This is a genomic window from Aliinostoc maniaoense, from assembly GCF_058172895.1.
This window is the reverse complement of the sequence record NZ_CP187952.1, coordinates 4,393,206-4,407,300: the sequence shown is the minus strand read 5'-3', so window position 1 is coordinate 4,407,300 and position 14,095 is coordinate 4,393,206. Positions and strand designations below refer to the sequence as shown.

General features: G+C 40.8%; 12 protein-coding genes. 6 read left to right on the top strand and 6 right to left on the bottom strand.

From position 1 onward, the window contains the following. Nucleotides 1–185: 185 nt before the first annotated feature. Nucleotides 186–2,345, top strand: coding sequence for an AAA-like domain-containing protein (locus tag ACPZ3T_RS19050; protein WP_490271030.1), 2,160 nt, complete (start codon nucleotides 186–188; stop codon nucleotides 2,343–2,345). Here ACPZ3T_RS19050 and ACPZ3T_RS19045 read toward each other — a convergent pair. The 4 genes from ACPZ3T_RS19045 to ACPZ3T_RS19030 all read right to left on the bottom strand — a co-directional run bounded on the left by ACPZ3T_RS19045 (nucleotide 2,342) and on the right by ACPZ3T_RS19030 (nucleotide 5,055). Then, the gene (locus ACPZ3T_RS19045; RefSeq protein WP_490271029.1) at nucleotides 2,342–2,695 is read right to left on the bottom strand and encodes a hypothetical protein; all 354 of its coding nucleotides are present in this window, start codon (nucleotides 2,693–2,695) and stop codon (nucleotides 2,342–2,344) included. The two genes, ACPZ3T_RS19050 and ACPZ3T_RS19045, sit on opposite strands and share 4 nt — an antisense overlap. After that, entirely contained in the window at nucleotides 2,649–3,497 is an 849-nt protein-coding gene (locus ACPZ3T_RS19040; protein ID WP_490271028.1) for a sulfite exporter TauE/SafE family protein, read from the bottom strand. Before ACPZ3T_RS19040 ends, ACPZ3T_RS19045 begins: the two co-directional genes overlap by 47 nt. 190 nt (nucleotides 3,498–3,687) lie before the next feature. Then, entirely contained in the window at nucleotides 3,688–4,215 is a 528-nt protein-coding gene (locus tag ACPZ3T_RS19035; protein ID WP_490271027.1) for a rhodanese-like domain-containing protein, read from the bottom strand. A 150-nt stretch (nucleotides 4,216–4,365) separates the two neighbouring features. After that, a complete protein-coding gene (locus ACPZ3T_RS19030; RefSeq protein ID WP_490271026.1) occupies nucleotides 4,366–5,055 on the bottom strand; it encodes an MBL fold metallo-hydrolase in 690 nt (229 codons plus the stop codon). Nucleotides 5,056–5,175: 120 nt separating this feature from the next. On the opposite strand from ACPZ3T_RS19030, the gene ACPZ3T_RS19025 reads away from it, so the two are divergent. The 4 genes from ACPZ3T_RS19025 (at nucleotide 5,176) to ACPZ3T_RS19010 (ending at nucleotide 9,924) form a co-directional block, all read left to right on the top strand. Beyond that, nucleotides 5,176–5,541, top strand: coding sequence for an ArsR/SmtB family transcription factor (locus ACPZ3T_RS19025; RefSeq protein WP_490271025.1), 366 nt, complete (start codon nucleotides 5,176–5,178; stop codon nucleotides 5,539–5,541). Between the two features lie 865 nt (nucleotides 5,542–6,406). Beyond that, a complete protein-coding gene (locus ACPZ3T_RS19020) occupies nucleotides 6,407–7,996 on the top strand; it encodes a B12-binding domain-containing radical SAM protein (RefSeq protein ID WP_490271024.1) in 1,590 nt (529 codons plus the stop codon). A 128-nt stretch (nucleotides 7,997–8,124) separates the two neighbouring features. After that, nucleotides 8,125–8,484: a VOC family protein gene (locus ACPZ3T_RS19015; RefSeq protein WP_490271023.1), complete on the top strand. Its 360-nt coding sequence runs from the start codon at nucleotides 8,125–8,127 to the stop codon at nucleotides 8,482–8,484. 150 nt (nucleotides 8,485–8,634) lie between these two features. Next, on the top strand, nucleotides 8,635–9,924 hold the full coding sequence (locus ACPZ3T_RS19010; protein WP_490271022.1) for a recombinase family protein: 1,290 nt from the start codon (nucleotides 8,635–8,637) through the stop codon (nucleotides 9,922–9,924). Between the two features lie 146 nt (nucleotides 9,925–10,070). Here the strand turns inward: ACPZ3T_RS19010 and ACPZ3T_RS19005 are convergent, their stop codons facing one another. Further along, on the bottom strand, nucleotides 10,071–11,618 hold the full coding sequence (locus tag ACPZ3T_RS19005; RefSeq protein WP_490271021.1) for a hypothetical protein: 1,548 nt from the start codon (nucleotides 11,616–11,618) through the stop codon (nucleotides 10,071–10,073). A 360-nt stretch (nucleotides 11,619–11,978) separates the two neighbouring features. Between ACPZ3T_RS19005 and ACPZ3T_RS19000 the strand changes: the two genes are divergently transcribed. Continuing rightward, nucleotides 11,979–13,595, top strand: coding sequence for an ArnT family glycosyltransferase (locus tag ACPZ3T_RS19000; protein WP_490271020.1), 1,617 nt, complete (start codon nucleotides 11,979–11,981; stop codon nucleotides 13,593–13,595). 68 nt (nucleotides 13,596–13,663) lie between these two features. Here ACPZ3T_RS19000 and ACPZ3T_RS18995 read toward each other — a convergent pair whose 3' ends face one another. Continuing rightward, nucleotides 13,664–14,089, bottom strand: a complete 426-nt coding sequence (locus tag ACPZ3T_RS18995) for a hypothetical protein (RefSeq protein ID WP_490271019.1) — start codon at nucleotides 14,087–14,089, stop codon at nucleotides 13,664–13,666. Between the last annotated feature and the right edge of the window lie 6 nt (nucleotides 14,090–14,095).

Genomic DNA, 14,095 nt, shown 5'->3' with positions numbered 1-14,095 from the left:
ATCAAAATAGCAGAATTAACGGGTTTCTTAACTATGATTGAACTTTCAAGTCAATAGTTGAGTTAAATTTAGGATTTCAAAACTCAGTTAAATTCAGTTAAATTCAGGTATTATGAGTATACAAGCACAACAAATCATGTGAAAATTGATACTGAAGCATTTTGTCAGCATCTCCCCAAATATCAATGTTTGATAAATTCAACACCACCTATCAATATCAACTAGGTGGTAGTCTGCCACCGGATGCTCCTACTTATGTCATGCGACAGGCTGACACAGAACTTTACCAAGGGTTATTAGCTCTTGAGTATTGCTATGTTCTCAATGCTAGACAGATGGGAAAGTCTAGCTTACGAGTCAGAACGATGGATAAGTTACGCACTCAAGGTATTGCCTGTGCTGAAATTGAATTAAGCGGGATTGGTAGCCAGCAAATTACAGCTAGCCAATGGTATGGCGGAATTATTCAGGAATTGGTAAGCGGTTTTCAATTAAAAATACATCGGCGCAGTTGGTTAAGCGCACGGGATGATTTATCTCCTATCCAATGCTTAAATGAATTTATTGAAACTGTGTTACTGATTCAAATTCAGCAAAAAGTTGTCATATTTATTGATGAAATTGATAATGTCCTAGGTTTGAAGTTTTCCACAGATGAATTTTTTGGGTTGATTCGCCACTGTTATGAAAGTCGAGCCATTAAACCAGCTTATAGACGACTATGTTTTGCTCTGTTGGGAGTGGCTTCACCTTCAGATTTGATTCAAGATAAACATTATTCTACTCCCTTTAATATTGGTCGAGCTATTGAACTACAAGGATTCCAAATTCAAGATAGCAAACCTTTGGTACAAGGTTTAATAGGAAAGGTGAGCAAGCCGGAAGCAGTCTTAAAAGAGGTTTTATATTGGACGAATGGACAACCATTTCTGACTCAAAAATTGTGTTGGTTAATTGTTAATTACTGCGATAAAAACCCAGCAGATTGCTTCCCTGAAGTTGGTGAAGAATCGCTGTGGGTAGAGCGAATTGTGCAGCAACAAATTATCAATAATTGGGAGACTCAAGACGAACCAGAGCATTTAAGAACAATCCGCGATCGCATCCTCCGCAATACTTCTAAAAGTACACAATTATTGCAACTATATCAACAAATTCTACAACATGGCAAAATCCCGTGGGATAACTCACCTGAGTACCTAGAATTATGCTTATCAGGACTTGTTACCCAACATCAAGACAGTTTAACAGTCAAGAACCCCATCTATAGCAAGATTTTCAACTTTGATTGGGTAAATCAAAAGCTAGCACTACAACTTGCCCACTCCGTTAATTCTTCCTGTTATCCAAATGGTGCAATTCCTCTAGAATCTCCATTTTACATAGAACGAGTTGCCCTAGAAACTCAAGTTTGCGAAGAAATGATCAAGCCTGGGGCTTTAATCCGCATTAAAGCCCCTAGAGAAATGGGTAAAACTTCTTTATTGTTGAGAACCCTAGATTACGCCACCCGTCAAGGCTATCAAACTGTCAGCTTAAATCTAGAACAAATTGACGATGTAATTTTGAATGATTTGAATCGATTTTTGCGCTGGCTATGTGCTAACGTTACTCGCCAACTACAACTGGAATTGAGACTAGACGATTATTGGGATGAAGATATTGGTAGCAAAATTAGTTGTTCTTTTTATTTCCGCAACCATATATTAAAGCAAATTGATAGTCCTTTAGTTTTATCTTTAGATGAACTGCAATATTTGTTTGAGCATCCTTTGGTAGCAAAAGATGTTTTACCTCTATTTCGTTCGTGGTATGAGGAAGCCAAGAGAGAACCTATCTGGCAAAAGTTACGGCTGATTATAGTTCACTCTACAGAAATTTATGTCCCTCTCCAGTTAAAGCAATCTCCATTTAATGTAGGTTTGCCAATAGAGTTAAGTGTTTTTAGTTTAGAGCAGATAGAGCAGTTAGCTCAACGCTATGGACTTAAATGGACTCAGACAGAAGAAGCTAAACAACTAATGGCGATGGTAGAAGGACATCCCGCATTAGTGCATATGGCTATTTATCATCTCAGTCGTGGGGAAATTAGCTTTGCTCAATTCCTCGATACAGCAGCAACATTAAGCGGTATTTATTCACATCACTTACAGCGTCATCAAGCAATATTGCAAGCACAACCCGAATTAGCAAAAGCATTACAAAAAGTCATCCATGCTCAAGAACCAATATTGTTAGATCCAATTATGACTTATAAACTCAGCAGCATGGGATTAATCAAACAGTTAAGAGATAAAGTCATACCAAGTTGTGAATTATATCGGCAATATTTTGCATCATATTAGGGCATGGGGCATGGGGCATGGGGCATTGGGCATTGGGCATTGGGCATGGGGCATTGGGATGGGGCATGGGGCATGGGGCATTGGGCATTGGGCATGGGGCATTGGGCATTGGGCATTGGGCATTGGGCATTGGGCATTGGGCATTGGGAATTGGGAATTGGGCATTGGGCATTGGGGTAAATATTTCTCCCTTGTCTCCCTTGTCTCCCTTGTCCCCCTTGTCCCCCTTGTCTCCCCGCTCCCTGCCCCCTGCCCCCCGCTCCCTGCTCCCCGCCCCCTGCTCCCTGCCCCCTGCCCCCTGCCTTATTCCATTTGAATTGGTGTAACTTGAGCTTTAGCAGAGGCGGCACTTTTTGGTGTGTGCCATTGCCAGAATGTGTCACGATTTTGAAACATGACAAATGCTGCTACTGCTAGTAAGAAATAACCAAAACTCTTTTGCAACCTCGTCGCCGGGACAAACTGAGATAAATACCCACCTAACACAGTTCCCACGCTAGCAGCCAAGATAAAAGACAGCATTAAACCCCAGTCTAGGGTGACGTGTCCCCAATAACCGATGAAGCCAGCGATCGCATTCATGATAATAATTAGTAATGATGTACCAATGGCTGCTTTCATCGGCACTTTACCAAGTAATACCAAAGCTGGAACAATAGCAAATCCACCCCCAACACCCACCAAACCCGTCAAAGTCCCTACAACAATTCCCTCACTCATCAACCATAGCCAACAATATTTACAGACAGGGGGCGGATAAGGTGTATCATCAGCAGATTTTTTAGTACGTGCGCCACGCTGAATCATCAAGAGACTAGATACCAGCATTAACAACGCAAACAACAACATTTGTAGAGCATCGGTAATAAATGGTAAGGTGGCTAACTTCGCGCCGAAGAATGCACCTATCATTGTTGCCCCACCAAAAATCGATGCTGTTTTTAACCAAACATTTCCCGCTCGCCAGTGGGGAATTAATCCCAGTATGCTGACTGTACCAATAATTACTAGGGTCATAGCGATCGCATTTTTCGGTGCAACTCCCATGACATATACCAATACAGGTAAAGCCAACACCGAACCACCGCCACCTAATAATCCTAAGCTCATACCAATAACAACGGCCAGTATATGACCCAATATCCAAGTCATAATTTGTAATTCGTAATTCGTAATTCGTAATTCGTAATACCGCTACGCGGAAGCAAGCTACGTAATTCGTAATTGGGAAAGGTAAGTAATTCAGATACTCTGAGTTACTTAACCTCCCCTGCCCCCTTGTCTCCCTTGTCTCCCTTGTCCCCCCTGCCCCTTGCCCCCTGCCCCCTGCCCCTTTCCCTCCTCAGCGTCGGTTATAGGGTAGTTTGGCTAATAACATTCCCATTGCACAGGTATTTGTCACCCCAGCAAAGACTAATCCACTACCTACAAACCCACTCAAAATTAAAAACCAAGGTGAAACAAATGCGCCTAATACAGTTCCAATCACAACTAATGAACCTGCAACCATTTGCACTTGCCGCATAATGCTAATTGGCGCACGGGGATTAATTTGAGTTGGTAAACCTGCCGCTTTCCAGGTTGGTAATCCACCCTGCAAATGATAAACCTTGTCAATTCCACCTGCAATCAATTTTTTACCAGCTTGGGCGGAACGATTCCCGGAACGACAATATAAAACTATGGGTTTTTCTTCTGCGGCAACTTGCTGAGGTTGCAAAGTAGAAAGAGGAAGTAATTTGGCTTCTGGAATATGTTCTTCGGCGTATTCTGAAGGTTCACGCACATCAATTAATAAGATGGTGTTGTAGTCGAGCCACTGTTTGAGTGTGAGTGCATCAATTTCAGAGATTTTTGTAGCTTGAACCATAATTTTTCCTTGTGAATTTTCTAGTAAAATACCCTAGGGTATGCGTGAATTTTGAAGTTTTAAGAAACGTCCAGAGAATAAATTCCCCAATTTATTCAGATAATATTTGTCTCCCTGCACCCTGCCCCCTGCACCCTGCCCCCTACAACTCTAAGCCGCCTGTCCACACCGTTGATTAGCTGGTACTGCTTCCATAATTTTTTTCGGATTGGGTAGGTTTAAATTACCCATCAATTGGATAAATTCTGTGCGATCGCGTCCTGCAAATCGGGGATTAAATTTTTTTTCTTCGCCGATGGTAGAAACCATATGTCCCCGATAATCGTGTCCTGGGTAAACTAGTGTGGTATCAGGTAGAGTAAATAAATTTTGGGTGATACAGTCATAGAGCGCGCCTGCATTACCACTTTGAAAATCTGTGCGTCCACACCCCCGAATTAATAGGGAATCTCCGGTGAGTAAATGGGTTTTGTTGACTAAATAAGTCATATGACTGTCAGTGTGTCCAGGAGTAGCGATCGCTTCTATCACAACTGATCCAATTTCCAAGACTTCACCATGTTGAATTTTTCTGTCAGCACACACTGCATTTGCACCCATCGGTACAATCGTCTGACATCCTGTTAACTCGCGCAGTCTTCCTGAACCAGTAATATGATCAGCATGGATATGGGTTTCTAAACAGTAACCAAGTTTCAAACCCAGTTCCTCAATTAGCTTTTGATCGCGTTCGGCTTGTTCTAGCACTGGATCAACTAAAATTGCTGTGTTGCTTGTCTCATCTGCAATTAAATAGGTGTACGTGCTGGTTTCTGGATCAAATAGTTGCCGAAAAAGCATAATTTTAACTCCCTAGCAATCTTCAATGACTTTATATTTACTATACTACTATATAGTAATATAATATAAACATGGTAAACTAGAAAGTGTCAAGAAAAAATTTACTGAAATTATTGCACTATGCTCGAATCCTCTCCTACGACACTTATACCCATTGCAGAGTACTTCAAAGTTTTATCTGAGGTGAGTCGCCTACAAGTTTTATGTGCGCTGAAAACAGGTGCAAAAAATGTCAGTGAAATTATGGAAATTACCCAACTCAAACAAGCTAATGTTTCCAAGCACCTGCAAATTTTGGCACAGACAGGCATTATCAAGCGACAACCCCAGGGTGTGAGCGTGTATTATGAAATTGCTGATCCGATTATTTTTGATTTGTGTGAGTTAGTCTGTCAGAGTTTATCAGTCCGATTAACTCAACAGTCCCAACAACTCAAGCAGTTAGAAAATAGTGCATTAGCTTTAAGTGATGGCTTACGTCGCTAATTTTGAGAAGATAAAATCTATAAGATAATTCGTCAAAATCATCACGGGATGAGAAACTTTAAATTGCAAAGTTTCTCATCAACGTTGATCTGTAAATAGAATAGGGTAAATAATTCAAGGTTTGTAGTGAGAACTTTAGTTCTCAAATAAGGACTAAAGTCCTTACTACTAACTGAATTTTAGTATTTTTATATCACTTGAAACAGCTTGGTTAATAGGAACTATAGCGATTACCAATTAAGTGAGTTATGGATGATATTTTAAAACGCAGAGGTACGCAAAGTAAAGCGCAGCGAAAAGTTCTGGAGGAGGGTTTCCCTCCGTAGGAAACTTTTCAAGAGAGAGGTACGCAGAGATTTTTACTTCAGTATACTAGGAAATTCCATATATAGGAATCCTATTGATTTTTGAAAAAATTTAAGCGGATGGGTTGATTATAACTATAACACGCGAAAATGTCAGTTGATTTACATCAAATTGCTGAAACATAGACTGGGTAAGGTGCGCGGTTATTTTAAATTTATTTTTTTTGCAAAAGCTTGTACAGTAAAGCATACAGCCATTTTTGTTGAACAGCGATTTTTGACACCTGCCCATCCGCGCATCAAGCCAAAAACCGGAGTACATCTCATACTAAGTTGCTTTCCGAAATAGTATTCCTACACCCCACACTCCCCACACCTCCCACACTCCCCACCCCAGGTTACTATCTTTGACTGCAACTTGGTATCATTATCCCCCATACATCTTTTCCAAATCAGTACGGTTGATGTATTGTTGTGATAATTGCATACCGTTTAAAAGTCAATAAGTAATTATTTTCGTTAAATTGGGATCACAATCACACCGTGAGGAATGATACGAAATGCGTGTTCTACTGGTATATCCAATATTTCCCAAAACCTTTTGGTCATACGAAAAGATTCTGGCTTTAGTCGATCGCAAAGTGCTATTACCACCATTGGGTTTAGTCACAGTGGCGGCGATTCTGCCCCAAGAATGGGAATTTAAGCTGGTAGATCGCAACATCCGCCCAGCTACAGAGGAAGAATGGGCTTGGGCTGATCTCGTGATTTTCTCAGCGATGATTGTTCAAAAACAAGATTTACTAGAGCAAATTCAAGAAGCGAAACAGCGCGGTAAATTAGTAGCTGTGGGTGGCCCTTATCCCACCTCTACACCTCATGAAGTGCAGAACGTTGGCGCAGATTTCCTGATTTTGGATGAAGGGGAAATCACCTTGCCCATGTTTGTAGAAGCTATTCAACGAGGGGAAACTTCTGGAACATTCCGCACTGCCGAAAAACCAGATGTCACAACTACACCCATACCCCGCTTTGACTTACTAGAATTTGATGCCTATGACATGATGTCGGTGCAGTTTTCCCGTGGTTGTCCTTTCCAGTGTGAGTTCTGCGACATCATTGTATTATATGGACGTAAACCCCGCACCAAAACCCCAGCCCAATTAATAGCTGAGTTAGAGTACCTCTACAATTTGGGTTGGCGGCGAGCGGTGTTTATGGTGGATGACAACTTCATCGGTAACAAACGCAACGTCAAATTGTTACTGAAAGAGTTGAAAGTTTGGATGCAAGAGCATCAGTATCCATTCAAATTTGATACTGAGGCTTCAGTAGATTTAGCACAAGACCCAGAACTGTTAACTTTAATGGTGGAGTCTGGTTTCTCGGCAGTATTTTTGGGAATTGAAACCCCAGACGAAGATAGCTTACAACTGACGAAAAAATTCCAAAATACTCGGAGTTCTTTAACCGATGCAGTGCAAACCATCATTAAAGCGGGTTTGCGTCCAATGGCTGGGTTTATCATTGGATTTGATGGTGAAAAAGCCGGAGCAGGCGATCGCATTGTCAGATTTGCCGAACAAGCCGGGATTCCTTCTACTACCTTCGCCATGTTACAAGCTTTACCTAACACAGCATTGTGGCATCGTCTGAAGAAAGAAGGCAGACTCCGGGAAAATCAAGACGGGAACATCAACCAAACCACACTGATGAACTTTATTCCCACCCGTCCCTTAGAAGATATTGCCAGAGAATATATTGAGGCATTTTGTAGTTTATATGACCCTGTGAAATACTTAGATCGCACCTATCGGTGTTTTCTGATGTTGGGTGCGCCACCTTACAAAACCCCCTTTAAAATGCCAGAGTGGTTAGTAGTCAGAGCCTTACTAATTGTCATTTGGCGGCAAGGTATTAAACGCGAAACCCGTTGGAAATTCTGGCATCATCTATTTAGTATTCTCAAGCGTAACCCAGGAGTGTTAGAACATTACATTTCCGTGTGCGCTCACAACGAGCATTTTCTAGAATATCGCCAAATTGTGCGCGACCAAATTGAAAAACAAGTAGCCGACTACCTAGCCCAAGGTGCAGAAAAACCCTATGTACCTGTTGTAGAGACTAAGGCGGAAGCGGTGGTTAGTTAAGATTAGGGCAGGGGGCAAACTAATTCAAAATTCAAAATTCAAAATTCAAAATTAAAGAACTTTTGCCTTTGGAATTTTGACTTTTTTATGCCCAATGCCCCATTCCCCATTCCCCATTCCCTATTCCCATGCAGATTACTCAAAGTCTTCACACTGCTATTCTTGTAACTGATTTAGAACGGGCGGAAAAGTTCTACAGCCAAGTTTTAGGATTATCGAAAATCGACCGTACTCTAAAATATCCTGGTGCATGGTATCAAGTGGGTAACTATCAACTTCACTTGATAGTTGCATCAGATGTACCCACAGAAAAACTGAACGACAAATGGGGACGCAATCCCCATGTTGCTTTTTCTGTTGTAGACTTAGATGCAGCCAAGCAACAATTACTCAATCAAAATTATCCCATACAAGCTAGTGCCTCCGGTCGGGCTGCTCTCTTTGTTAAAGATCCAGATGGCAATGTGATTGAAATTAGCCAAGGGTGAGGGTGTGGGGGTGTGGGGGTGTAGGGGTGTGGGGGTGTAGGGGAGACAAGGTAGAGAATAACTCATGCCCAATGCCCAATGCCCAATTCCCCATGCCCAAAATTTTTGAATTTTGAATTTTGAATTTTGAATTGATTAGCCCCATTCCCAATGCCCATAGCCTACATCTACACTGATCCTTTATTAGAAACTGCTCCTGTGTCAATTGATTGGGGGCGGGAGGTGGATTTTGTGTATGCGGATTTGGGGATGCGATCGCAGATGCAACAATTATTAGTAGACTGTGAAAATAAATCTATAGATTGTTTGCTGGTGCGTCGTTTGGAAGAATTGGGGGATAATGTAGAGGAAGTTAGCGATCGCCTCAATCAACTAACATCTTTAGGTGTGACTGTCATTGCTACAGAACAAGGCTATAATTCCCAAACTGCTCATCTGCGTGCAGATTTACTGAAGTTACTGCATGAAATTCAAATTGAACAACGTAGTCGGCGCATCCGTCAAGGTCATGCCCGTAACCGTCTGGAAGCTGCACCACCTCCAGGTAAAACTCCCTACGGTTATCGTCGAGGTAAGGGTAAATACATTATAGACCGCAGTACATCGCCAGTAGTTAAGGATTTTTTCGACCATTTTTTACTTTACGGTTCTCTGCGGGGTGCTGTGCGTCACCTAGTTAAAAAGTATGGTAAGAAAATTTCTGTAACTACGGGTAGGCGGTGGTTGACTAATCCGGTTTATCGGGGTGATACTGCCTATCAACATGGGGAAATTATTTCTGATACCCACATGGGGATTATTTCTAGAGAAGAAGCTGCCCAAGTTGATAGACTTTTACGGCGTAATAGTCGTTTATCCCCTCGTGCTGCTAGTGCGCCTCGTTCTTTGGCGGGGCTGGTTGTCTGTCAGCAGTGTCAGTCACACATGACAATTACCCGTGTAACTCAACCCCGTCAAGATAAAGAATATCTGTATTTACGTCCTATTAGTTGTCTCCAAACTCCCAAGTGTCGGGCTATTGCTTACCAAGAAATTTTACAACGCACCATTGACAAAGTCTGTTGTGATTTAGCTCCAGCCGTCGCCGGGTTAAGTTCGCCGCAGTTAGATGCAGTTAAAAATAGTTTAGGAGATGCGATCGCTCATCAGCAAGAAATTCTCCAACAATTACCCACATTGATAGAAACTGGGGTACTAGATACAGAAACCGCAAAATTAAGAGCGTACAAACTCCGTACAGAAATATCTAGACTCCAAGCCAAGTTAGCAACTCTCCCCCCAGTCAACTTGTTATCTGTAGCTCAAGCAGTGTCAATTCCCCAATTTTGGTTAGACTTATCAGAAGCAGAACGCAGATTTTACTTTCGAGAGTTCATCAAACAAGTAGAGATCATACGCCAAAATCCAGATTGGGATTTACAGGTAATTTTTATTTTCTAATCAATTAAACGTTCGTAGTAAGGACTTTAGTCCTTTAATCATTACGAATTACGTAGCTTGCTTCCGCGTAGCGGTATTACGAATTACGAATTACGAATTACGAATTACGAATTACGAATTACGAATTACGAATTACGAATTACGAATTACGAATTATCGGCAGGTTTAGGACGTTTACCAGAATTTCTCACATTGACAACTCTACCAATTAACTCAAACCAAAAAGGCGCACCCATTGAAATCGCTACACCACTGACTAACCAACCAACAACCATTGTTAAATAATTATTAATTAACACCGGATTTTTATTATCTGGTGTTAAGCCAAGTTGCTGCTCTAAATTTACCTTGTTCCACCCAATTGGTAAAGTAAGTTCTTCTAAAATATTCTTTGTATCTTCTCGCAAAATTTTAACTTCTTCAGGTGAATTAACACTATTTGTCTGCACTACTTGCCCAGCATTATTAACAATTGCGGTACGAATAGCTGCATCTTTAGATAAAATACTCACAATATGAAATGTATCGGCATTGGCTATTACAGCCAGACTAAGACCAATTAACAGTGCTACACCTTTGGCATTTCTTCTATAAACGCCAGAGGCTCTTTCCATTGAATTATCAAAGGTTTCGGCAATTTCTTGGCGGAGTATATGAATACCTTCCTCTGTGGTTTTCGCTTTTAATTGAGCGCGTGCTGCCAAGGTTGAGATATTATCTATGACAGATGGCGGTAGTTGTTTACTGAAATTTTCTAGTTTTTCACACAAAGATTGAAATGTTTGATAAGCTTCACTATCTTTGTCTTGAAATTCCTTGATAAATTCTTGCTGGATTTCACTACCGACATTAATTAATTGTACAACTTCATTAATATTCGGTTTTAATCCTTGCAAACAAATAGTTTGCTCAACATCGTCAAAAATGTCTGTTCTGAATAGTTTTAATCGCTGGAGGGATTTTTGAGTTAATTCATGTTCTGGCATTTCTAAGGCAAATAATTCGATAAATCTATCGAAACTTTTAGCCATGCGATTGATACTAGTAATTAAGTCAGTTTTCTGTTTTTGGTAGTCACTGATGATAATGGCAAATTGATATTCTACTTTTTCTCGGAAATCTTGAATAATATTATCTGAAAATTTACGTAATTCCTCATCTTCATTATATGAGCATTCCTGTAATTTAATTAATATACTCTGCATATGATGTAATTGCTGATGAGCAAAGTTTATTAATCTGGACTCAGTTAATTTTTGTACCAGCTTCGGAATGCCTAAAGTTTCCATGAGCGTAGTAGCAAAGGTATCAGCAGGAATGTATGAAGGCGCACTATGTTGTGTTGTTTGTAATGCTAATTGCTGATTTTTTCCAGATAGGGATAACTTCACCGGAAGATTAGATATAAACCAAATCAACTTCCGAGGTAAAATGCTGAGAAATCCTTTGGATTCTTGATTAACACTTTTAATTAACGGATGATTGTATAAGTTATTGACAAACTCGATAATGCTTTCGTCTTCTGAATGCTTGGCATCCCCTGCAATCAAAATTTCAATTGATTTTTTTAAATGAACAGCACGCCATTGTAATACAGTAGTAATTAGTTCCTGAATTTCCGAGGCTAATAAACTTAAAATTAAGTAAATAAAGACTAATCCAATGGTGATATCAAGTATAAATGGTAGTGTCATTGACAAATTCCTCGACTGGTAAACAGCAAATCCTGGTTGGGAATATTTGTATCATTTTTAGCAAAAAATAATTGTTAATTAAATTGAACAAAATTTCTGGGAATTTTCTCAAAAATTATCGCTGTCCAGGAAAAATTGAGCTAACCTTGAAATTTAGTATTTGTTCAGCACAAAGGTTAGAACTGGGTGGGAATTTTAGAGATGATCTTTAGTCTCTAAAGCAGATCAAAAGTGTTGAGTAGAGAGTTAAAAGACAAACCACTGTCAAAGCGGGACTTGTAGGAAGTACATCAACAATGAGTGAGTGTACCCTGACTCATTACTCAGTCTGGAGTTTAGTAAAATGATGATCTATAGAATATGCGAGAAGGAAGCTTTATTTGGGGTCATCTAGAAAAACAGCACCGCACTGCTGAAAAATGGATTGACTGGTTATGGCTAGTAGTGTTGCTGATTGCAGCAGTACTATTGTTTAGTGTTAATTTGGGGGACTTACCTCTACGGGATTGGAATGAAGGGACTGTAGCACAGGTTGCTAAGGAAATTTGGCGCGCCCCAGCCGAGGAAATGCGTTGGTTATACCCGACTTTAGGCGGGGAAGCTTACCATAACAAGCCGCCTTTGCTGCATAACTTGATTGCTCTGGCTTATTCTCTAGGTGGCGTAAGCGAGTGGACAACCCGCTTACCGGGAGCAATGATTACAGCCTTATCAGTACCTTTACTGTATTGTCTGAGTAGAGAAATCTTTCGCCATCGCTGGGCAGCAATTTATAGTGCCTTAGTTTATCTGACAATGCTGCCTGTGGTGCGGCATGGCAGATTGGCTATGTTAGATGGCGTAGTGGTAAGTTTTTTATTGGTAATGATGTTGTGTATCTTGCGATCGCGCCGAGATTTACGCTACTGCTTAGGTATAGGCTTAAGTTTTGGCTTAATTTGCCTCACGCAAGGACTTACAGGTATTTTATTCGGTGCTGTGGCGATCGCATTTTTATTTTGGGACACACCCCGTTTACTCAATAGTCGCTATCTGTGGATAGCTATTGGCTTGGGAATGTTACCTGTAGCGGGTTGGTACACAGCCCAAATACTCCATTATGGTCAAGAATTTATCCAATATGGTTGGTTAAATCAATCCGTTAACCCCAGTCACCTTACCCCAGAAACTTCTCAACCACCTTGGTTTTATCTTGTAGAACTGTTCAAATGGACTTGGCCTTGGTTAATTTTTTTACCACAAACTGCTAATTTAGTCTGGGAAAATCGTAACCTGAGTTGGGCTAGACTCATACTAGTATGGTGTGGAGTTTACTTACTGTTAATTTCCCTAATAGGTGCTAAATATTCTTGGTACATCTTACCGATTTACCCCTGTTTAGCATTAGCCTTCGGTAATCAATTAGCCGAAATAGAAAACTTACCTTTATTTTCCAATTATCCCCGGACTTGGGTAGCTGGTTTATCAATGCTGGCTGTTGTTGCCTCCTTTGGTAGCATTTATTTTAGTTGGGGGACACATCCGAAAACTGACTTACAGCTAATTTTTGCCGCAGTGGCTTTGACGATGACACTAGCGGCAATTTTAGCGGAACGGGGTGATGGACAATTCCTGAGAGTGTTATTTTGGGGAACTTATATTTCCCTATTATTGTTAATGAAATCTAATTACTGGGTATGGGAGTTATGGGAAGCTTATCCAGTCAAACCAGTAGCCGCAATGATTAACCGTGTCAATCCCCGCGTCACAGATATTTATACATCTTTTCCCCAGCATCGCCCATCATTAAACTTTTATAGCGATCGCACCATCATTCCCGTTTCCAATTATCAACTACAACACCATTGGCAATATCACCAACAACCCTACTTACTCCTCAACACCTCTACCATCAAAAGCCTACGCTTAGATGCCGTCAAAACCCTTGGCGAAGCCGAAGGCTGGAAACTAATCACGAAAGACACCAAGCGGCTATAGTATTCAGTTATCAGTTATCAGTTATCAGTCATTTATTAACTAACCCACCACCAATTTAACTACCTTGTCTACCTTGTCTCCCTTGTCTCCCCCTGCCCCCTGCTCCCTGCCCCCATCTCCCCCGTCTCCCTTCCATTTGACAATTCCACAGTTATGCTTTCTGCTTCATAACTTGCCGCTTTTTGAGTAATGGCAATCATCCCGAAGACAATGGCACTACCGATTGCCAAAGCTAATAAAGGACGCTTAAATACAACAAAGTCACGGATAATTCTGGCTAAAGGACTGCTTTGACGACGTAGTGCTGAACAAATCATGATTTGATTCAGAACAAACGGATCACGCACATAATGTCCACTTTGACATACTACTAATCGTTCTTGACAATAGGGACAACTAAATAAACCAATATAAGTTTTAATTGCTTTTGCCTTAGTATGTCTTTGGCAAATAGGGCAAGTAACATAATGATGATCAAAGATGTGTGTATTCATCTACCC

Excerpts from the sequence above, each read along its gene's own strand:
- ACPZ3T_RS19050 (WP_490271030.1), top strand. The coding sequence starts at position 186 with ATGTTTGATAAATTCAACACCACCTATCAATATCAACTAGGTGGTAGT.
- ACPZ3T_RS18995 (WP_490271019.1), bottom strand. The coding sequence starts at position 14,089 with ATGAATACACACATCTTTGATCATCATTATGTTACTTGCCCTATTTGC.
- ACPZ3T_RS19000 (WP_490271020.1), top strand. The coding sequence starts at position 11,979 with ATGCGAGAAGGAAGCTTTATTTGGGGTCATCTAGAAAAACAGCACCGC.
- ACPZ3T_RS19020 (WP_490271024.1), top strand. The coding sequence starts at position 6,407 with ATGCGTGTTCTACTGGTATATCCAATATTTCCCAAAACCTTTTGGTCA.
- ACPZ3T_RS19005 (WP_490271021.1), bottom strand. The coding sequence starts at position 11,618 with ATGACACTACCATTTATACTTGATATCACCATTGGATTAGTCTTTATT.
- ACPZ3T_RS19030 (WP_490271026.1), bottom strand. The coding sequence starts at position 5,055 with ATGCTTTTTCGGCAACTATTTGATCCAGAAACCAGCACGTACACCTAT.
- ACPZ3T_RS19040 (WP_490271028.1), bottom strand. The coding sequence starts at position 3,497 with ATGACTTGGATATTGGGTCATATACTGGCCGTTGTTATTGGTATGAGC.
- ACPZ3T_RS19015 (WP_490271023.1), top strand. The coding sequence starts at position 8,125 with ATGCAGATTACTCAAAGTCTTCACACTGCTATTCTTGTAACTGATTTA.
- ACPZ3T_RS19035 (WP_490271027.1), bottom strand. The coding sequence starts at position 4,215 with ATGGTTCAAGCTACAAAAATCTCTGAAATTGATGCACTCACACTCAAA.
- ACPZ3T_RS19010 (WP_490271022.1), top strand. The coding sequence starts at position 8,635 with ATGCCCATAGCCTACATCTACACTGATCCTTTATTAGAAACTGCTCCT.
- ACPZ3T_RS19025 (WP_490271025.1), top strand. The coding sequence starts at position 5,176 with ATGCTCGAATCCTCTCCTACGACACTTATACCCATTGCAGAGTACTTC.